The following is a 20,484-nucleotide window of genomic DNA, read 5'->3' as shown; positions in this document are numbered from 1 at the left end:
GTCCCGTTCTACGCCGCATCGAGGGGGACCGCAGGGACGACTGGTAAGGCGGCGGATTTTTCTTATGGAGATCACGTTTCTTCTCAATGGAGAAACCCGGACGGTGGCGATTACCGATCCGACGCAATCTGTGCTCGACTGGCTGCGCGCCGAAGGCCTGACCGGCACCAAGGAGGGTTGCAACGAGGGCGATTGCGGGGCCTGTTCGGTCATCGTGACCGACGCCAACGGGGCCAAACCGCTCAATGCCTGCCTGATGATGATGCCCCATCTGCACGGGCGCGCGCTGCGCACCGTCGAAGGCGTCGCGGGGCCGAAGGGCGAATTGCACCCAGTTCAGCAGGCAATGGTCGACCATCACGGCTCGCAATGCGGTTTCTGCACGCCGGGCTTCATCGCCTCGATGGCGGCGGGTCATCTCAATGGACGCCGCGATCACGACGATCTGCTGGCGGGCAACCTTTGCCGCTGCACCGGCTACGCACCGATCATCCGCGCCGCCGAGGCGGCTCAGGACGCGCCCGTGCCCGCGTGGATGCACGACACGCCGCCCGATCTGACAGACGTCGCGCTTATGGCCGATCATGTCTTCCTTCCCGCAAGCGCGGATGCGCTGGCGGAGTGGTATCTCGCTCATCCGGACGCCACGCTGATCGCGGGCGCGACTGATGTGGGTCTCTGGGTCACCAAACAGCTGCGAGACCTGAAAGAAGTCGCTTTCCTGAACAACTGCAAAGACCTCCGGAACATCGAGGAAACCCACGACCGCTATGTCGTCGGCGCGGGCATCACGCTCTCGACGTTGCGCGAGACGATCCGCGACACGCTCCCGAGCTTTGCCGAATTGCTCCGCCGTTTCGCCTCCGAACAGGTGCGTCAGGCGGCGACGATCGGTGGCAATATCGCGAACGGCTCGCCCATCGGTGACAGCCCGCCCGTCCTGATCGCGATGGGCGCGGAGCTGACGCTGCGCAAGGGTGACACGCGCCGCACGATCCCGCTGGAGAGTTTTTTCCTCGACTATGGCAAACAGGACCGCGCGCCCGGCGAATTCGTCGAAAGCGTCAGCTTCCCGAAATCCGCGCCCGATCTCGCCTGCTACAAACTCTCGAAGCGGTTCGATCAGGACATCTCCGCCGTCTGCGGCGCGCTGAATATCTCGCGCGAGGGCGACACGATCCGGTCCGCGCGCATCGCCTTTGGCGGCATGGCGGGTATCCCGAAACGCGCAACGGAATTGGAAGCGGCGCTTGAGGGCCAGCCCTTCACCGAGGAGGCGGTCACGGCCGCCCTGCCCGCGCTGGAGCAGGACTTCACGCCGCTCACCGACATGCGCGCCTCGGATGCCTACCGGATGGAGGCCGCCAAGGCGATGTTGATCCGCTATGTGCGCAACGCCCAAGGCGCCCTCTCCATTCTGGAGGTGCAACCATGAGCGTCGGCACCAAGAAACCCCACGATTCCGCCCAGTTGCACGTCACCGGAGCGGCGCGCTACGTCGATGACATCCCCTGCCCCGGCAACACGCTGCACCTCGCCTTCGGCCTCTCGACCGAGGCCCATGCCGAGATCGCCTCGCTCGATCTGAGCGCGGTGCGCAGCGCTCCGGGCGTCGTCGCAGTGCTCACCGCCGAAGACATGCCGTTCGCCAATAACGCCTCGCCCGCGCCCGAACCCGAACCGGTTCTGGCCGAAGGTGTCGTGCATTATGTCGGTCAGCCGGTCTTCGTGGTCGCCGCGACCAGCCACCATGCCGCGCGCAAAGCGGCGCGGCTCGCGAATGTCGACTACAAGCCGCGCCCGGCGATCCTGACCGTCGAACAGGCGCTCGAGGCCAACAGCCATTTCGAAGGCGGCCCGGTCACCTGGGCGCGCGGCGATACCGGCGCGGGCTTCGCGCAGGCAGAACATATCGTCGAAGGCAGCTTCGACATGGGCGGGCAGGAGCATTTCTACCTTGAAGGTCAGGCCGCCCTCGCGCTGCCCGACGATCAGGGGATGGTGATCCGCTGTTCCTCGCAGCACCCGTCGGAAATCCAGCACAAGGTGGCCGACGCGCTTGGCTGCGCGATGCATGACGTCCGCGTGGAGATGCGCCGGATGGGCGGCGGTTTCGGCGGCAAGGAGAGCCAGGGCAACGCGCTCGCCATCGCCTGCGCCGTCGTCGCGCGGGCCACCGGGCGGCCCTGCAAGATGCGCTACGACCGCGATGACGACATGGTCATCACCGGTAAGCGCCATGATTTCCGGATCAAGTATCGGCTCGGCGCGGATGCCGAGGGCAAGATCGTCGCGGCCGAGTTCACCCATCTCGCCCGCTGCGGCTGGTCGCCCGACCTGAGCCTGCCGGTCTGCGATCGCGCGATGCTGCACACGGACAGTTCCTATTACCTGCCGAATGTGAAGATCGAGAGCCACCGGCTGCGCACCAACACCCAAAGCGCGACGGCCTTCCGGGGCTTCGGCGGCCCGCAGGGCATGATCGGAACGGAAGCCGCGCTCGATCACCTCGCGCATGTGATGGGGATCGACCCGCTCGATCTGCGCAAGCGCAACTACTACGACCCAGCGGGCGGGCAGAGCACGCATTACGGACAGCCGGTCGAGGATTTCATCCTGCCCGAAATCACCGAGCGCTTGGAGCAATCCGCCGAGTTCGCGGCCCGCAAAGCCCGCGTGGCCGAATGGAACGCCGCCAACACGACGCTGAAACGCGGCATCTCGCTGACGCCGGTGAAGTTCGGCATCTCCTTCACGCTGACCCAGCTGAACCAGGCGGGCGCGCTGGTGCATGTCTATGCCGACGGCTCGATACAGTTGAACCACGGCGGCACCGAGATGGGTCAGGGCCTGCACCGCAAGGTCTGTCAGGTCGCGGCCTCGGTCTTTGGCGTGACGGACGAGGAGGTGCGCATCACCGCGACCGCCACCGACAAGGTGCCCAATACCTCCGCTACGGCGGCCTCTTCGGGGGCCGACCTGAACGGCATGGCGGTGAAGGCCGCCTGCGAGACGATCAAGGCGCGGCTCGCCGCGTTCATGGCCGAAAGCTCCGGCGCAGCCATCGAAGACGTGAGCTTCGCCAATGGCGAGGTGCGCGCGGGCGAGCATGCCCTGCCCTTCGCGAAGCTGGTGAAGCTGGCCCATGAGGCGCGGGTGTCGCTCTCCTCGACCGGCTTCTATGCCACGCCGAAGATCAGCTGGGACCGGATCAAGGGGCAGGGCCGCCCGTTCTTCTACTTCGCCTATGGCGCGGCGGTGACCGAGGTCGTGATCGACACGCTGACCGGCGAGAACCGCATCTTGCGCACCGACATCCTGCATGATGCGGGCGCCTCGCTGAACCCGGCTATCGACATCGGCCAAATCGAAGGCGGCTACGTTCAGGGCGCGGGCTGGCTGACGACCGAGGAACTGGTCTGGGACGATAAAGGCCGACTGCGCACCCATGCGCCTTCGACCTACAAGATCCCCGCCTGCTCGGACCGCCCGCGTGTGTTCAACGTGGCGCTCTGGGACGCACCGAACCGCGAGGACACGATCTATCGCTCCAAGGCGGTCGGCGAGCCGCCCTTCATGCTGGCGATCTCGGCCTTCCTCGCGCTGCAGGACGCCTGCAAATCCTGCGGCCCGCACTGGCCCGATCTGCAGGCGCCCGCGACGCCCGAGGCGGTTCTCGCTGCCGTGCACCGGGCAAGGGGCGACGCATGAGCCTGGATCCCGCAGCCCTCGCCCGCGCGGCGGAACGCGGACCGTTCACCCGCGTGGTGGTCGCGCGCGCCCAAGGCTCCACCCCGCGCGAAGACGGGGCGGAGATGCTGGTCTGGGCGGATCACGTCGAAGGCACGATCGGCGGCGGCGCGCTGGAATTCTCCGCCATCGCAAAGGCGCGGGGCGGGCTGACGGGGGTCGAGAAAATCCCGCTCGGCCCGGCCATGAACCAGTGTTGCGGCGGGGCCGTGGTGCTGGGCTACGAGCGGATGGACCGGAACACCGTCGCGCAGATTACAGGCGATTGGCACGCGCGCCCGCTGACGCCGGGCGCGCCCGAGCCGCTGGCCGTCACTCGCGCGCTGGCGCGCGCCCGGGATCGCGGCGAGGCACCGCCGCTGCTGGTGGAGACCTGGCTCATCGAGCGGGTCGCACCACCCGCCACCCCGGTCTGGATCTGGGGCGCGGGCCATGTCGGGCGCGCGCTGATCGGTGCGCTCGCCCCCCTGCCCGGCCTCGCACTTTTCTGGGCCGATAGCGGGTCCGAGAGGTTTCCCGAGACACTCCCCGAGGGCGTCACGCCACTGATCGCAGAGAACCCGGCTGATCTTGTCTCTCTAGCCCCGATCGAGGCGCGCCATTTCGTGCTGACCTATTCACATGCGCTCGACCTCGAACTCTGCCACCGGCTGCTCGCTCACGGGGTCGGCGGGCTCGGCCTGATCGGATCGGACAGCAAATGGGTCCGCTTCCGCAAACGTCTTGCCGCCCTCGGTCATTCGGATGCACAAATTTCACGCATTGCCTGCCCGATAGGCGATCCGACCTTGGGGAAGCATCCTCAAGCCATTGCTCTTGGGGTCGCGACCGGGCTAGTGAAGGAGCTGAACGCCGCGAAGGTGGCGACGGGGAAAGGGAAACGCGCCGGGTGACGGAGCTGCTCAAGATCGACGGGCTGACAAAAGCCTATCCTGGGGTCGTGGCCAACGATGGCGTCGGCTTCTCGGTGCGTCCGGGCGAAGTGCACGCCCTGCTGGGCGAGAACGGCGCCGGCAAATCGACGCTGGTGAAAATGATCTACGGGCTCGTGAAGCCCGATTCCGGCACGATGCATTTCGCCGGCCAACCCTTCGCGCCAGCCGATCCACGCGCGGCGCGGGCCGCAGGCGTCGCGATGGTGTTCCAGCATTTCTCGCTCTTCGAGGCGCTGAACGTCGCCGAGAACGTGGCGCTCGGCATGGAAAACCCGCCGCCGATGCGCCAACTCGCCAAGCGTATCCGCGAGATTTCCACCGCCTATGGCCTGCCGCTGGACCCTGCCCGTCTGGTCGGAGACCTCTCCGCGGGCGAGCGTCAGCGCGTCGAGATCGTGCGCTGCCTGCTGCAGGACCCGAAGCTTCTGATCATGGACGAGCCGACCTCGGTTCTGACGCCGCAGGAGGTGGAAATCCTGTTCCACACGCTGCGCAAGCTCTCCGCCGAGGGCACCGCGATCCTCTATATCAGCCACAAGCTCGAGGAAATCCGCACGCTTTGCGAAGGTGCGACCATCCTGCGCGGCGGCAAGGTGGTGGCAAGCTGCAACCCGAGTGAAAAGACCGCGCGCGAACTGGCCGAGCTGATGGTCGGTGCGGAGTTGAAAGTGACCGACCGAGCCGAGCGCAAACTGGGCGATGTGGTGCTGAAGGTCGATGGGCTGTCGCTGGCGCCGATGTCGCAATTCGGTCCGTCGCTGAAGGATCTCAGCTTCGAGCTGCGCGCGGGCGAGGTGCTTGGCATCGGCGGCGTCGCAGGCAACGGTCAGGAAGAATTGCTGGCGACCCTGTCGGGAGAGCGGCCCTCCGCCCCCGGCACCGTCAGCCTGATGGGCGAAGATATCTCCGGCCTCGGGCCGAATCCACGCCGCGCGAAGGGGATGCTGGCGGCCCCCGAGGAAAGGCTCGGCCATGCCGCCGTTCCCGCGATGAGCCTGACGGAGAATGCGATTCTCACCGGGACAATGCGCAAGCCGCTGACCCGCAACGGCTTCGTAGATCAGGGTGCGGCGAAGACCTTCGCCGACGAGATCATTCAAGCCTTCGACGTGCGCACCCCCGGCGCGCATGTGGCCGCCCGGGCGCTGTCGGGCGGAAACCTGCAGAAATACGTGATCGGCCGCGAAGTGCTGCAAAACCCCGCCGTGTTGGTCGTGAACCAGCCGACATGGGGTGTCGACGCCGCCGCCGCAGCGTCGATTCGGCAAGCGCTGCTCGATCTGGCCGCGAAAGGGGCTGCGGTGATCGCGATCAGCCAGGACCTCGATGAGCTTATGGAAATCTCCGACCGCTTCTCGGCACTGAACGAAGGCCGCCTGAGCGCCTCGCGCCCGACGCAGGGGCTGACGATCGAAGAGATCGGCATGATGCTCGGTGGCGCGCACGGGATGCAGGAGGCTGCGGTATGATCACTCTCGTCCGGCGCCCCACCCCGTCTCGCTTCTGGTCCTACGCCACACCGATCCTCGCCGTGATCGCCACCATGATCGCGGGCGGCATCCTGTTCGCGATGCTCGGCAAGCACCCGGTCGAGGCGATCCGCGTAATCTTCTGGGACCCGCTTTTCGGCGGCAACGCGGCCTATTTCCGTGGCCAGTTGCTGGTCAAGGCCGGGCCGCTGATCCTGATCGCCTGCGGGCTCGCCGTGGGCTTTCGCGCGGGCATCTGGAACATTGGCGCGGAGGGGCAATACATCATGGGCGCGCTGTTCTCGGCGTGGCTGGCGCTGAAGATGTACCCGGCCGAAAGCCACTGGCTGTTCCCGGTGATGATCGTGCTCGGCGCGCTTGGCGGCTTCCTCTGGGCAATGATCCCCGCGGTGCTGAAAGTGTTGTTCGGCACCTCTGAAATTCTCGTCTCGCTGATGCTGGTCTACGTGGCCGAGAACCTGCTGGCCTACATGGCCTTCGGGCCGCTCAAGAACCCCGAAGGCTTCGGCTTTCCCGGATCGCGCAACCTGCAGGACTACCCCTCTGCCTTCAACCACGAGCTGATCGCGGGCACAGGCATGCATTGGGGCGTCGTCGCGGCGCTGATCGCGGTGATCTTTACCTATGGGCTGATGCATCGTCACATCACCGGTTTCCGCATCCGCGTCGCAGGCGAGGCCCCGCGCGCCGCCCGCTTCGCAGGCGTGATGCCGGCGCGGCTGGTGATCCTCGGGCTTGGCATGGGCGGCGCCTTCGCGGGCCTCGCGGGCATGTTCGAAGTCTCCGGTCCCTCGGGTCAGATCACCGACAGCTTCAACGTGGGCTATGGCTTCACCGCAATCATCGTGGCCTTCTTGGGTCGCCTGCACCCGATCGGCATCCTGCTGGCGGGTCTGCTGATGGCGCTGACCTATATCGGCGGCGACATGGCGCAGTTGATGCTCGGCCTGCCCTCGGCGGCGATCCAGGTGTTTCAAGGGATGCTGCTGTTCTTCCTGCTGGCCTTCGATGTGCTGACCAACTTCCGCATCCGTTTCGGGAGGGTCGCGGCATGACGGGCAAACTCCCCTCGCTGCGCCTGGCGGTCATCTTTCTCGGCGGCGTCGTGATGGGGCTAGGCCTGTACTATCTGCTCGCCGTGGCGCAGGCATTCTGGGCCTTCGTCGTGATCGGCGTGGTTATGATGGTGGTTTTCGAACTGGCGGTTGGCGCGTCGCGGGCGGTGATCTACCGCATCGGCGCGCGCCCCGACAGCGAAGAGCCCCGCCGCCCCACCCTGCACGGACGCGAGCGTTACGCCTCGATGGCCGGGCTCGTCATCGGCCTCGTCGGGGGCTATCTGGCCTGGGGGCCGGTTCTGTTCTGGGGACATGGAGGCACGCTATGATCGTGGGCGGCATCGACATCATCACCCTGACGGCGACTCTGATGGGCGCGTCGACCCCGGTTTTGCTAGCGGCCACCGGAGAATTGGTGGCCGAGAAATCGGGCGTGCTGAACCTCGGCGTCGAGGGGATGATGATCATGGGCGCGGTCGCGGGCTTTGCTGCCGCCGTCGCCACCGGAAGCCCGGTTCTGGGCTTCCTGATGGGGGCGATTGCCGGCGCTTTGCTGGCGACGCTCTTCGCCTTTCTGACGCAGAAGCTGCTGTCGAACCAGGTCGCGACCGGCCTTGCACTGACGCTGTTCGGACTTGGCCTGAGCGCGCTGATCGGAAAGGGCTATGAGGGCGTGCGGCCGCCCGCGACGCCGAAGATCGATTTCGGGCCGCTCTCGGATATTCCGGTGCTGGGCCGCATCCTGTTCTCGCATGACTGGATCGTTTATCTCTCGCTGATCCTCGTCGCCGTGGTCTGGTACGTGCTGCGCTCAACCCGCATGGGGCTGATCCTGCGCGCGGTGGGCGAAAGTCATGACGCAGCACATGCGTTGGGATACCGCGTCGTCGCCGTCCGCTTTGCCGCGTTGGCCTTCGGCGGGGCGCTGGCCGGTCTGGGCGGTGCCTATCTCAGCCTCGTGCGCGTGCCGCAATGGACCGAAGGCATGACCGCCGGCGCGGGCTGGATCGCGCTCGCCATCGTGGTCTTCGCAAGCTGGCGGCCGTGGCGCGTGCTGCTCGGCGCTTACCTATTCGGCGGCATCACCGCGCTGCAATTGCAGCTGCAGGCCGCGGGCTACGCGATCCCGGTGCATATCCTGTCGATGGCCCCCTACGTCATCACCATCGTGGTGCTGGTCATCCTCTCCGCCATCCACCGCCACGGCGTGCAGGCCGCCCCTGCCAGCCTCGGCAAGTCTTTCCACGCCTCGAGCTGAGGCATATCTCGAAGGGCCCCATCAAGAGGCCCGCCACCCAACTTGGAGTAACGCGATGAACCGCAGATCCTTTTTGAAAACCACCGCCGCCACGGCCGTTGTCGCGGGCGCAGGCGTCCCGGCTTTCGCCGCTGACGAGCCGCTGAAAGTCGGCTTCATCTATGTCGGCCCCGTCGGCGACATGGGGTGGTCCTACCAGCACGACCAGGGTCGTCAGGCGATCGAAGAGAAATACGGCGACAAGGTGAAAACCTCGTTCATCGAGAACGTGCCGGAAGGTCCCGATGCCGAGCGCGCGCTGACCCAGCTTGCGCTGGACGGCAACAAGCTGATCTTCGCGACCTCCTTCGGCTTCATGGACGCGGTCGTGAACGTCGCCAAGAAATTCCCCGACGTGAAATTCGAGCACGCCACCGGCTACAAACTCGCCGACAACCTCGCGACCTATGACGCGAAGTTCTACCAAGGTCGCGCCATTCAGGGCACGATCGGCGGTCGCATGACCAAGACCAACAAGATCGGCTATATCGGCTCCTTCCCGATCCCGGAGGTCTATCAGGGCATCAACGCCGCCTACCTCGCGGCGAAGAAGGTGAACCCGGACGTCGAAATGAAAGTCGTCTGGGCCTATTCGTGGTTCGACCCGGCGAAAGAGGCCGACGCGGCCGCAGCCCTGATCGCCGATGGGGTGGACGTGCTGCTGCAGCACACCGACTCGACCGCGCCGCAGGCGAAAGCTCAGGAAGCGGGCAACGTCATCACCTTCGGTCAGGCCTCGGACATGTCGTCCTTCGCGCCGATGCCGCGCGTCTCCTCGACCATCGACAACTGGGCGCCCTATTACATCGAACGCGTTGGCGCCGTCATGGACGGCACCTGGAAATCGGAAGCCACCTGGGGCGGCATCGACAGCGGCATGGTGAAGATCGGCGAGATCTCCTCGGCGGTGCCGGACGACGTCAAGAAAGAGGCGCTGCAGCTCAAGGACGACATCGCCTCGGGCAAGGTCCATCCCTTCGCGGGTCCGCTCAACAAGCAGGACGGCAGCGAATTCCTCAAGGCAGGCGATGTCGCGACCGACGACCAGCTTCATTCGATGACCTTCTATGTCGAGGGCATTACCGCGGAACCGCCGAAGTAAGCGATTGCACGAACGAAAAGACGAAAGGGTCGGCCAGGCGCCGGCCCTTTTTTTCATGCTCGCGCCGCCTCTACCCCCCTTCTCATTGACCGTCATCGTTGCCGCCCCCAGGATTCAGGCGCAAAATTCGAAGTGTCGAGCAACTTGACACATTCAATAATTTGCATCTATCGGTAGATAGAGCGGTTGACGTTAGGGAGTGGGAGGAAGGCAATGGCACATATCGTGGTACTTGGCGCGGGTCTTGGCGGCGCCATCATGGCTTATGAATTGCGTGACCAGGTCCGCAAGGAAGACGAGATCACCGTCATCACCAAGGACCCGAAGTATCACTTCGTGCCCTCGAACCCTTGGGTCGCCGTCGGTTGGCGCGACCGCAAGGACATCACCGTCGATCTCGAACCGACGATGAAGAAAAAGAACATCAAGTTCATCCCGGTCGCGGCCAAGCGCCTGCATCCCGATGACAACAAGGTCGAACTGGAGGATGGCCGCGAGGTTTCCTACGATTACATCGTCCTCGCCACCGGCCCGGAACTGGCCTTCGACGAGATCGAGGGGCTCGGCCCTGACGGCTTCACGCATTCGGTCTGTCACATCGATCACGCCGAGGAGGCCGGCACCGCCTTCAAACGCTTCTGCGAAAATCCCGGCCCGATCATCGTGGGCGCGGTGCAGGGTGCCTCGTGCTTCGGCCCGGCCTATGAATTCGCCTTCATCCTCGACACTGCGCTGCGGCGCGCGAAGATCCGCGATCAGGTGCCGATCACCTTCGTCACCTCCGAGCCCTATGTCGGCCATCTCGGTCTTGATGGCGTGGGCGACACCAAGGGCCTTCTCGAATCCGAAATGCGCAACAAGCACATGAAGTGGATGGTCTCGAGCCGTGTGAAGAAGGTCGAGGACGGCGTGATGCATGTCGAGGAAATCGCCGATGACGGCTCGATCAAGGCCGCCCACGAATTGCCGTTCAAATACGCGATGATGCTGCCACCCTTCCGTGGCATCCCGGCGGTCATGGGGCTGGACGGTCTCGTCAATCCGCGCGGCTTCGTCATCGTCGACAAGCACCAGCGCAACCCGAAATATCCGAACGTCTTCGGCATCGGCGTCGGCATCGCGATCCCGCCCATGGGGCCGACCCCGGTACCCTGCGGCGTGCCGAAAACCGGCTTCATGATCGAGTCGATGGTCACCGCCACCGCGCATAACTTAGGCAATATCGTGCGCGGCAAAGAACCCGACGAGACCGGCACCTGGAACGCGATCTGTCTGGCCGATTTCGGCGACAGTGGCATCGCCTTCGTGGCCCAGCCTCAGCTTCCGCCGCGAAACGTCAACTGGTCGAGCCAGGGCAAATGGGTCCATCTCGCCAAGATCGGGTTCGAGAAATATTTCCTGCGCAAGCTGCGCAAGGGCACCTCGGAGCCGTTCTACGAGAAGACCGCGATGAAGATGCTCGGCATCGACAAGTTGAAGGCGGTGAAGAAGACTCACTGAGCCGGGTCGGCAACCATTTCTGTTTTCAATTCACGGGGCGGGCCTGCGGGCTCGCCCCGCGCTGATTCACGCCGATGGTGGTGACGCGCCGGAACACACGCCTCCGTGAAACGTTTGGTCCCCCGATACACGGCCAGATGCCGTATGAAAGGGAGACGACATGAAGACGTTGAAGACGACCACTGCGCTCGTTGCCGGCCTTGCCGCGCTGAGCCCGGCGATCCTGCCGTTCAGTGCGCTTGCCCAGGACAGTAACACCGCCGCTGCGGAATGCGTTGCGAAAGCAGTCGCAGACGGCACCCCGATGGAGCAGGCGAAAGCCGATTGCGAGGCCAATGCGGCGAATGCCGACGGCTCCGCCGAAGCCGCCGCAGGCACCGATCCGGCGAATGCAGATGCGCCGATGTCCGACAGCGAAGCCGATCAGGCTGCGAAAGCGGCGATCGAAGGCGCCGCCCCGCCCTCCGAACAGGACCCGGCCGCGAGCAGTGACACCCCCGACGCCAGCGCGAAAGCCGCAGTCGAAGGCGGCGCGGATGTGACCACTCAATCCGGGACCACGGGCACCGATGCCAACGCCGACGCGGCCGCTGCCGCGACGACCGATACCGATACGGCCACGAATGCAGATACGTCTGCCGAGCCCGACGCCACCGCGTCGACCGATGCGCAGCCCGAGGCCGCGGCGCCCGCCGAGACCGACAGTGCCGCGACCGCGAACGGCGAGGGCACGACTTCAGCCGATACGACCGCGAAGACCGACGGGTCCGCGACCGCCGCGACCGATGGCTCGACCGGCGCGACGGCTGACGGTACGACCGACGCCACGGCTGACGGTTCGACTACTGCAGACGGCCAGACGAATGCCGAGACGACGGACACCATGAGCCCCGACACCACCTCGCAGGACGCCCCTGCCCCGGTGACCGACACCACCGAAAACGCCATGCAGAACTCGGCGGCTCAGCCGGATAGCACCGCGACGGCTGAACCCGAGGCGAAACCCGCTGGCGAGACCTCGACCGATACCACCTCCGACACTCAGGTCGTGCAGGAGGGCAATGGCGGATCGGGTTCCGACGTCGAGCCGAAGGTGGTCCAGCCGAAAGAGGCGACGACCGCCGATTCGACGAACGCCGACGCGAATACCACCGATGCGGCGAGTGCTGACGCGAGTGCCGAGGCGCAAACGGATCAACAGGCGAACACGCAGGACAGCTCGACCGCCGAGGCGACGAAGCTGCTCGAGAACGCGCTGACAGACACCAAGGCCGCGATCCAGGGCGAGGCTGTGCAGAACGAGGCGCTCAACGCACCGGCCGACAGCACCGACACCACCAATGCCACCGAAGAAACGGTGACCGAGGACACTGCGCGCAGCGCCTCGGAAGACTTCTCGACCACGGTCGACGCCAAGCCCGACGCACAGGCGCAGGCCACGGCCCAGACCAATTCGACGAAGAAGAAAAAGGACGGCCTGAGCACGCTCGAAACCGCGGCGCTCTCCGGTCTCGGTGCGCTCGCCGTGGGAGCGATCCTGAACAACGGTTCGAAAGTAGCCGTGAATTCGGGCGACCGCGTCGTGGTGCAGCAGCCCGACGGATCCTATCAGTTGGTGAAGGACGATAACGCGCTTCTGCGTCAGCCCGGGTCGAAGATTCGCACGCAGGACTACGCGGACGGCTCGTCGCGCACGATCGTGACCAAGCCGGACGGCAGCCAGATCGTCACCGTCTATGACGCGCAGCGCCGAATCCTCAAGCGGACGCTGGTCCAGCCCGACGGGACGCAATACCTGCTGGTCAATGACGCGCAGGGCGCAGACCCTGTAGATGTCTCGGCGCTCCCCAAGCCCAAGCCCGTCGCGACGGTCTCTTCCAGCAACGAACAGGCACTGCGCGAAGCGCTGACCCGCCAGAGTGGCGTCGACCGTACTTTCACGCTTTCGCAGGTGCGCAACATCACCCCGGTCCGCGAACTCGCGCCCGCAATTACGGTCGAGAACATCAACTTCGAGACTGGTTCGGCAGCGATCCAGCCGGATCAAGCGCAGGCCCTCTCGGCTCTGGGACAAGCGATCCAACAGCGCATCGACGAGAACCCGCGTGAGCTGTTCCTCGTGGAAGGCCATACCGACGCCGTCGGCAGCGCCGCCTACAACCTTGCGCTCTCGGACCGTCGCGCGGAATCGGTCGCGCTGGCACTGAGCGAGTATTTCGACGTGCCCGCCGAGAACCTCGTGGTGCAGGGCTATGGCGAACAGGACCTGAAAGTGCAGACCGAAGGCCCCTCGGAAGCCAACCGCCGTGCCGTCGTGCGCCGGATCACCGATCTTCTGCGCACCGCCTCGAACTAAGGTTGAACCAGAGACAAAAGCAAAGGGCGCCCCGCGGGGCGCCCTTTTCGCATCTCTCCCGAAAGAGGGGAGTAGTGGTGGCGAGGGGGGGACTTGAACCCCCGACCCCACGATTATGAGTCGTGTGCTCTAACCAGCTGAGCTACCTAGCCACTGGGGGGCTAACTAGGCAAAGCGGATCGTCCAGTCAAGGACGTTTTGCGGGAAAATTGCCCCCATTTCGCTGCGGCATATTGGGAATTGGCGAAGCCGTGCGCAAAGGCTAGGCAGGAGGAGAAAAGGAGAGACCATGCACGCCGCCCCTGCCCTGCCCCTGACACGCGATATCGTTCTGATCGGGGGCGGTCATACCCACGCGCTGGTGCTGCGGATGTGGGGGATGAAGCCGCTTCCGGGCGTGCGGCTGACAGTGATCAACCCCGCGCCTTCCGCCGCCTATTCGGGGATGCTGCCGGGCCATGTGGCGGGGCATTATACCCGCGACGAGTTGCAGCTCGATCTGGTGAAGCTCGCAAGACATGCTGGCGCGCGGCTGGTTCTGGGGCGCGCGACGGGAATCGATCGGGCCCGGCGACTGATCGAGGTGCCGGGGCGTTCACCCATCGCCTACGACGTGGCTTCGATCGACATCGGGATCACGGCCGAGATGCCGCAGCTGCCGGGATTTCGCGAGCATGTCGTGCCCGCGAAACCGCTCGACGCTTTCGCCGATGCCTGGGACGCCTTCGCCGCCAATCCGCCCGAGTCGCCAAAGATCGCCGTGGTCGGCGGCGGCGTGGCGGGGGTGGAGCTTGCAATGGCCTGTGCACACCGTCTGCCACAGGCCCAGGTAACGGTCTATGAGGCCGCCCCCGAGGCGTTGCGCGCGCTCGGCACCGGCGCCCGGAATGCGATGCTGAAACACTGCGCACGGCTCGGCGTGAAGATCGAGACCGACGCGGCGCTGATCGGGGCGGAAAAAGGACGGCTCCTTCTGGAAGGCGACCGCACAGCCGAGGCCGATTTCATCATCGGCACGGGGTCCACGAAACCCGCCGACTGGCTACCCGAAACCGGACTCGATCTGACCGACGGTTTCGTCACGGTCGGCCCGACGCTGCAAAGCTCGGACCCCGCGATCTTCGCCGCAGGCGACATCGCCCATCTCAGCCACGCGCCGCGTCCCAAGGCAGGGGTCTATGCGGTGCGCGAGGCCAAGCCGCTGTTCGCAAACCTGCGCGCTGCCGCTTCGGGCGGAGAGATGAAGACCTACCAGCCGCAGCGCGATTATCTGAAACTGATCTCCGCAGGCGGCAAGCTGGCGGTGGCCGATAAATGGGGGCTGCCGTTGAACGGCGCGTGGCTCTGGCACTGGAAGAACCGGATTGACCGCAAGTTCATGGCGAAGGTCCATGACCTGCCCGCGATGCCGACACCCCCCCTGCCACGCGAGCACGCGCAGGGAATCGCGGAGGTGCTGGGCAGCAAACCGATGTGCGGCGGCTGCGGCGCGAAGCTGGGCGGTCAGGCGCTGCGCGAGGCGCTATCTGACTTGCCCGCACCTGCACGCGCGGATGTGCTGAGCGGTCCGGGCGACGATGCCGCCGTTCTGTCCTGCGGCTCGCAAGCACAGGTCTTCACCACCGATCACGTCCGCGCCTTCACCGAAGATCCGTGGCTTCTGGGCCGGATCGTCGCGCTGCATGCGATGAGCGACGCCTGGGCGATGGGCGCGGCACCGCAGGCGGCCTTGGCGCAGGTCACACTGCCTCGCCAGTCCGAGGAACTGGGCGCGCGGGCCCTGCGCGAGATGCTGGGTGCCGCGTCGGAGGCGTTCCGCCAAGCGGGCTGCGATCTCGTCGGCGGGCATACCTCGATGGGCGCGGAGCTGACACTCGGCTTCACCGTGACCGGGCTGGCAGAGCGGCCGCTGGGCCAAGACCGAGCGCGTCCGGGTGAGGCACTGATCCTGACCAAGGCGCTTGGAACGGGCGTGATCCTCGCCGCCGAGATGGCGAAGCACGCTCCCGGCGACGTGGTGGCAGGCGCGCTGGAGAGCATGGCCCGCAGTTCCGCCGACGCCTCCGCGATCCTCGCGCCCGTGGCCTCTGCGATGACGGATGTAACGGGGTTTGGTCTCGCAGGGCATCTGCTGGGACTATGCGAGGCGTCGGCTGTCTCGGCCGAGCTGGACCTTGACGCGATCCCGCTGCTGGAGGGCGCCGAAGCTTTGGCGGAAGCGGGCGAACACTCGACGCTCCTGCCGCAAAACATCGCCAATTGCGCGGGCCGGATGACCGCGCCGCCGGGGCCGCGTACGGAGTTGTTGCACGATCCGCAGACCTCGGGTGGCTTGCTGGCGAGCGTGCCGGAGGCGCAGACGGCGGAGTTGTTGGCAAAGCTGGAAGCGGCAGGCTACCGCGCCGCGCGGATCGGGTCGATTGCGGACGGCCCGGCGTTCCTGCGGGTGCGGTGAGAGACGGGACGCGCCCGACCCTTGGGGGGCGCTTTGACCGGCAGATGGCTTGGCGCTTTATCTCGCAAGCCCGGAAGACATGCCTACTCGCGATGACATTGCCAATGTGCCCTCCCGGGGGGAGGGTCGGGCGCGGCCCAGGCTGGTCGCCCGTGCCAAGGGCTCACGCCCCTTAGCGCTCCGCCATCTCCTGCGCCTCTCTTACCACCTGCGCAGCTATCCCCTCGATCGCCTCCGGAGCGAGACTCTCAGCCTCGATCACCCGCTCCTGCTCCACATGACGCGCGCGGTGTTTCTCGTAGCGCGGATCGTAATGGTCGCGCATCAATTCGCCCGCCAGCGCCGCATATTCACCGGCCTGCGCCTGTGCCTGCCATGCCGCGACCCGCTCGGCGGGCTGGAAGGGCCGCAACTGATCGAGCACCCCAAGCAGCCGATCCGGATCCGCCGTGATATCCGCATAGGCCCGCGCCAGATACTCCGCGCGCTCCGCCAGCGGCGCCCTGACCCGCACACGCGGCGCGTCCTTGATCGCAGCCCAGATCCCGCTCGGCAGCTGGAGATCGCCAATCTTTGAGCTTTCCGCCTCCAGCAGCACCGGTCGCGCCGGGTCGAGCGCCGCGATCTCCATGATCAGCCGGGTCTCGAAATCCTTCTGGCTCGACTGCCCGCCCTCCATCGCCCCGAAGAGAGAACCGCGATGATTGGCCAGCCCCTCCAGATCGATCACCTGCGCGCCCTGTGCCCGTGCCGCTTTCAGAATGTCGGTCTTCGCGGTTCCGGTATTGCCGTCGAGTACGACCACCGGACAGGGCATCGCCGCCTGTCCAGCCTCCACCACCAGCGACCGGAACGCCTTGTAGCCGCCCTCGACCAGCTCCACGCGCCAGCCGACCTGCTTCAGGATCGTCGCGAAAGAGCCCGAGCGCTGTCCGCCGCGCCAGCAATAGACCAGCGGACGCCAGCCGCCTTCCTTGTCGGCCAGCGGACCCTGCAAATGTTTGGCTGCGTTCTGTGCCACCAGCGCCGCACCGATCTTGCGCGCGTCGAAGGGCGCGACCTGTTTGTAGATCGTGCCGACGCGGGCGCGCTCCTCATCGTCGAGCACGGGCAGGTTGATGGCGCCGGGGATATGATCCTCGGCGAATTCCGAAGGCGAGCGCACATCGATGATCGTGTCGAAATCGAGCGCGGCGACCTCGGCAATCGAGGTAAGTTTCATCAGTAGACAGTAACCTGCGTGCCGACGGGAACGCTGTTGAACAGCTCGATGACGTGATCGTTCACCATCCGGATGCAGCCGTTCGAGACCGCATGCCCGATCGACCGCGGCTCGGTCGTGCCGTGGATGCGGATCGCCGTGTCATGCCCATTCTGATAGAGATACATCGCCCGCGCGCCGAGCGGGTTCTCCGGCCCACCTTTCATGCCGTCGGCGTATTTCTTGTAGGCCGGGTTACGCTCGATCATCTCTGGCGTCGGGGTCCAGCTCGGCCATTTGACCTTGCGCGCTACCGTCGCCTTGCCGCGGAATGTCAGTTCCGCCTTGCCGACCGCCACGCCGTATCGCATCGCAACGCCCGGCGCGATGATGTGATAGAGGAAGAACTTGTCGGAAACGATGATGATCGAGCCCACCGGCAGATCCGGCTTCACCGCCACTTTCGTCGGGTAATATTGCGAGCCGATCGGCCAGCGCTTGGCCGGTCCGGTCTCGACGCTTTGCGCGGGTTCGGTTGCGGCAAAGGCGGGCAGGCTTGCGAAGGGCAAGGCGGCCAACGAAAGAAGAAAGGCGCGGCGATCCATCTCAAACTCCTGCAAATCCCGTGGCTTCATTCAAGAAAAGCCAAGGGCGAGGCTAGCAAAGCCGCCCCATCCTCTCAAGATTTGGTCTCGGGTCCGGAAAAGACCAGCGCCAATCGTTGCCGCTTTGTCGATTACTTACCGAAAGCGCAGCCCGATTTGACACCGAACTTGCCGAAGATCATTGCAGCCGGGCAGAAACCGGTGAAGGCCGATTGCAGCAGGTTCGCGCCGATGAAGGCAGTAAACCAGAGCCAATACATCGAGACATAAACGGCCAGCAGCAGCGAGATCAGGATCATCACGCCAGCAAAGGCAAAAATCGCACGGTCGAGGTTCATTCGAGGGTACTCCACGAAAAGGTTACGTTGAGACAGAATATAGCATCTCCTCAAGACAAATTCAATTGCTTGCATATGTCTAGCGACGCTTGACCGCAGCCCCGCGCGGGATCAGATAACGTCCCATGAGCGAAGCCACTTTCATAATCGACGCCATGCATTGCGGGGCCTGCACCGGTCGGGTCGAACGCGCGCTGATGGCACAACCCGGCGTTCAAAACGCCTCGGCCAACCTGATGGCGCGCAGCGCCCATGTCGAATTCGACGGGCCCGCCGACCTCGAGAGCCTCAAAACTGCGCTCGATCAGGCCGGCTATCCGGGCCGTCTGAAAGAGGAGATGGCCAGTGGCCCCAGCGCCGCCGAACGCCAGTTACAAGAGGCGCGCCAGCTCCGGCGGCAGTTCCTGACCGCGCTCGCGCTGACCGCCCCGGTCTTCGTGCTCGCGATGGGCGCGCATATGATCCCCGGCATGCATCACCTGATCGCCAGCACGATCGGGATCGAAGCAAGCTGGTGGGTGCAGATGATCCTTACCGCGCTGGTGCTGGCCTTCCCAGGCCGCGTCTTCCTGCGCATCGGCGTCCCCGCCCTGCTGCGCGGCGCGCCCGAGATGAATTCGCTCGTCGCGATGGGCTCGCTCGCCGCGTTTGTCTATTCCGCCCTCGTCACGCTTGCCCCCGGCGTTCTGCCGGAGGCCGCGCGCGGCGTCTATTTCGAGGCGGCGGCGACCATCGTCACGCTGATCCTGCTGGGTCGCTGGCTTGAGGCGCGCGCCAAGGGCCGGGCCGGCGAGGCGATCTCGCGGCTGATCGGTTTGCAACCCAAGACCGCGCGTGTGCAGACCGAAAACGGGGTGGAGGAACGGCCGATCGAGGAACTCGTGCCCGGCGACATTCTGCTGCTCGCCCCCGGCGAACGAGTCGCGCTCGACGGGGTAATCGCCGAAGGCGCGGGGCATATCGACGAGAGCATGCTGACGGGCGAGCCCGTGCCCGTCGCGAAATCCGAAGGCGATCCGATCACCGGCGGAACGGTGAATGGCGAATCCGCGCTGAGCTACCGCGTCACCGCAACCGGCGGCGACACCGTCCTGTCGCGGATCATCGCGATGGTCGAAGCTGCGCAGGGCGCGAAACTGCCAGTGCAAGCACTGGTCGACAAAGTCACCCGCGTCTTCGTGCCCGTGGTGATGGCACTGTCGCTCCTGACCTTCGCGATCTGGATGATCGCCGGGATGGGTTTCTCGCACGCCTTCGTCGCCGCAATCTCGGTGATGATCATCGCCTGCCCCTGCGCGATGGGGCTGGCGACACCGGTCTCGATCCTCGTGGGCACCGGGCGCGGCGCCGAGCTGGGCCTGCTGTTCCGCCGTGGCGACGCGCTGCAACGCCTCTCGGAAGTCGCGGTCGTGGGCTTCGACAAGACCGGGACGCTGACCGAAGGCCACCCCGCCCTGACCGATCTCGAGCCGCTCGCCGACCTGCCCGAGGCGGAGATTCTCGCGCTCGCTGCAGGCGCCGAGGCGCGCTCGGAACATCCGCTGGCCCGGGCGATCCTCGCCGAGGCCGAAGCGCGCGGCATTACCCATGCCCCGGTCAAACGCGTCAAGGCGCTGGCCGGCAAGGGGCTGCGCGCGCAGGCCGAAGGCGCGAAGCTCTGGATCGGCAATGCCGGCGCGATGGCAGAGGCCGGAGCCGATATCACGCCCTATGCCGAACGTGCGAAGGCACTGGCCGCGAAAGGCCGCACCCCGGTGTGGATGTCGCTCGACGACCGGCCAGTCGCGCTGATGGCGCTGTCGGACCCGATCAAGACAGAGGCGCGCGAAGCGATCGACGCTCTGCACAAGGCGGGCAAACAGGTGGCAATGGTCACCGGCGACACGCGCGTCACCGCGGAAGCCGTGGGCCACGATCTTGGCATAGACCGGATCGAGGCCGAGGTGCTGCCCGACGGCAAGCGCGATGCGGTCGAGAGCCTGCGCCAGATCGGACCGGTCGCCTTCGTGGGCGACGGCATCAATGACGCCCCTGCGCTGGCGGCCGCCGATGTGGGCCTCGCGATCGGCACCGGCACCGATGTCGCCATCGAGGCAGCCGAGGTCGTGCTGATGCGCGGCGATCCGAACGGCGTCGCGATGGCGCTGGAACTGTCGCGCGCGGTGATGCGCAATATCCGGCAGAACCTGTTCTGGGCATTCGCCTATAACGTCGCGCTGATCCCGGTCGCGATGGGCATCCTCGTGCCCTTCGGCGGACCCGGCCTGTCCCCGATGCTGGCGGCGGGCGCGATGGCCTTCTCCTCGGTCTTCGTGGTCACCAACGCGCTGCGCCTGCGCCGCGCCCTGCGGTGATCCGGGCGTGGATCGGCAAGAGCGCGCCGAGGCCGGAACTCCA

General features: G+C 65.8%; 15 protein-coding genes and 1 tRNA gene. 12 read left to right on the top strand and 4 right to left on the bottom strand.

The features are described from left to right. The first annotated feature begins 64 nt into the window (after nucleotides 1–64). The 10 genes from xdhA (at nucleotide 65) to B6V73_RS15595 (ending at nucleotide 13,488) form a co-directional block, all read left to right on the top strand. Complete coding sequence (xdhA, locus tag B6V73_RS15640; RefSeq protein ID WP_088725695.1) at nucleotides 65–1,435, top strand: xanthine dehydrogenase small subunit; 1,371 nt, start codon at nucleotides 65–67, stop codon at nucleotides 1,433–1,435. After that, nucleotides 1,432–3,711, top strand: a complete 2,280-nt coding sequence (xdhB, locus tag B6V73_RS15635; RefSeq protein ID WP_088725694.1) for a xanthine dehydrogenase molybdopterin binding subunit — start codon at nucleotides 1,432–1,434, stop codon at nucleotides 3,709–3,711. Before xdhA ends, xdhB begins: the two co-directional genes overlap by 4 nt. After that, nucleotides 3,708–4,643 (top strand): xanthine dehydrogenase accessory protein XdhC, encoded by a 936-nt coding sequence (gene xdhC / locus B6V73_RS15630; RefSeq protein ID WP_088725693.1) that lies wholly within the window; start codon nucleotides 3,708–3,710, stop codon nucleotides 4,641–4,643. Before xdhB ends, xdhC begins: the two co-directional genes overlap by 4 nt. Further along, nucleotides 4,640–6,154, top strand: a complete 1,515-nt coding sequence (locus B6V73_RS15625) for an ABC transporter ATP-binding protein (RefSeq protein ID WP_075774188.1) — start codon at nucleotides 4,640–4,642, stop codon at nucleotides 6,152–6,154. The genes xdhC and B6V73_RS15625 overlap by 4 nt, the downstream gene beginning before the upstream one ends. After that, nucleotides 6,151–7,230, top strand: a complete 1,080-nt coding sequence (locus B6V73_RS15620) for an ABC transporter permease (protein ID WP_075774187.1) — start codon at nucleotides 6,151–6,153, stop codon at nucleotides 7,228–7,230. Before B6V73_RS15625 ends, B6V73_RS15620 begins: the two co-directional genes overlap by 4 nt. Next, nucleotides 7,227–7,562, top strand: a complete 336-nt coding sequence (locus B6V73_RS15615) for a hypothetical protein (RefSeq protein ID WP_075774186.1) — start codon at nucleotides 7,227–7,229, stop codon at nucleotides 7,560–7,562. The genes B6V73_RS15620 and B6V73_RS15615 overlap by 4 nt, the downstream gene beginning before the upstream one ends. Further along, nucleotides 7,559–8,491, top strand: coding sequence for an ABC transporter permease (locus tag B6V73_RS15610; protein ID WP_088719679.1), 933 nt, complete (start codon nucleotides 7,559–7,561; stop codon nucleotides 8,489–8,491). Before B6V73_RS15615 ends, B6V73_RS15610 begins: the two co-directional genes overlap by 4 nt. Nucleotides 8,492–8,546: 55 nt before the next feature. Then, nucleotides 8,547–9,632, top strand: a complete 1,086-nt coding sequence (locus B6V73_RS15605; RefSeq protein WP_075774184.1) for a BMP family ABC transporter substrate-binding protein — start codon at nucleotides 8,547–8,549, stop codon at nucleotides 9,630–9,632. Between the two features lie 213 nt (nucleotides 9,633–9,845). Beyond that, nucleotides 9,846–11,132, top strand: a complete 1,287-nt coding sequence (locus B6V73_RS15600) for an FAD/NAD(P)-binding oxidoreductase (protein ID WP_088725692.1) — start codon at nucleotides 9,846–9,848, stop codon at nucleotides 11,130–11,132. Between the two features lie 160 nt (nucleotides 11,133–11,292). Continuing rightward, nucleotides 11,293–13,488, top strand: coding sequence for an OmpA family protein (locus B6V73_RS15595; protein WP_088725691.1), 2,196 nt, complete (start codon nucleotides 11,293–11,295; stop codon nucleotides 13,486–13,488). Nucleotides 13,489–13,563: 75 nt separating this feature from the next. Here B6V73_RS15595 and B6V73_RS15590 read toward each other — a convergent pair. Then, nucleotides 13,564–13,640 (bottom strand) — tRNA-Met (locus tag B6V73_RS15590). A gap of 137 nt (nucleotides 13,641–13,777) precedes the next feature. Between B6V73_RS15590 and selD the strand changes: the two genes are divergently transcribed. After that, nucleotides 13,778–15,943 (top strand): selenide, water dikinase SelD, encoded by a 2,166-nt coding sequence (selD, locus tag B6V73_RS15585; protein ID WP_088725690.1) that lies wholly within the window; start codon nucleotides 13,778–13,780, stop codon nucleotides 15,941–15,943. A 172-nt stretch (nucleotides 15,944–16,115) separates the two neighbouring features. Here the strand turns inward: selD and mnmH are convergent, their stop codons facing one another. The 3 genes from mnmH to B6V73_RS15570 all read right to left on the bottom strand — a co-directional run bounded on the left by mnmH (nucleotide 16,116) and on the right by B6V73_RS15570 (nucleotide 18,087). Then, complete coding sequence (gene mnmH, locus B6V73_RS15580; protein WP_088722410.1) at nucleotides 16,116–17,165, bottom strand: tRNA 2-selenouridine(34) synthase MnmH; 1,050 nt, start codon at nucleotides 17,163–17,165, stop codon at nucleotides 16,116–16,118. Then, entirely contained in the window at nucleotides 17,165–17,749 is a 585-nt protein-coding gene (locus B6V73_RS15575; protein WP_075774179.1) for a L,D-transpeptidase, read from the bottom strand. The genes mnmH and B6V73_RS15575 overlap by 1 nt, the downstream gene beginning before the upstream one ends. Before the next feature lie 131 nt (nucleotides 17,750–17,880). Continuing rightward, nucleotides 17,881–18,087, bottom strand: a complete 207-nt coding sequence (locus B6V73_RS15570; protein ID WP_075774178.1) for a DUF2892 domain-containing protein — start codon at nucleotides 18,085–18,087, stop codon at nucleotides 17,881–17,883. A gap of 125 nt (nucleotides 18,088–18,212) precedes the next feature. On the opposite strand from B6V73_RS15570, the gene B6V73_RS15565 reads away from it, so the two are divergent. Continuing rightward, a complete protein-coding gene (locus B6V73_RS15565) occupies nucleotides 18,213–20,441 on the top strand; it encodes a heavy metal translocating P-type ATPase (protein ID WP_088725689.1) in 2,229 nt (742 codons plus the stop codon). The last annotated feature ends 43 nt before the right edge of the window (nucleotides 20,442–20,484 follow it).

Source organism: Thioclava sp. JM3, from assembly GCF_002213185.1.
GTDB classification, from domain to species: Bacteria; Pseudomonadota; Alphaproteobacteria; order Rhodobacterales; family Rhodobacteraceae; genus Thioclava; species Thioclava nitratireducens.
The sequence above is the reverse complement of the archived record's forward strand: the minus strand, read 5'-3'. Positions and strand labels throughout refer to the sequence as shown.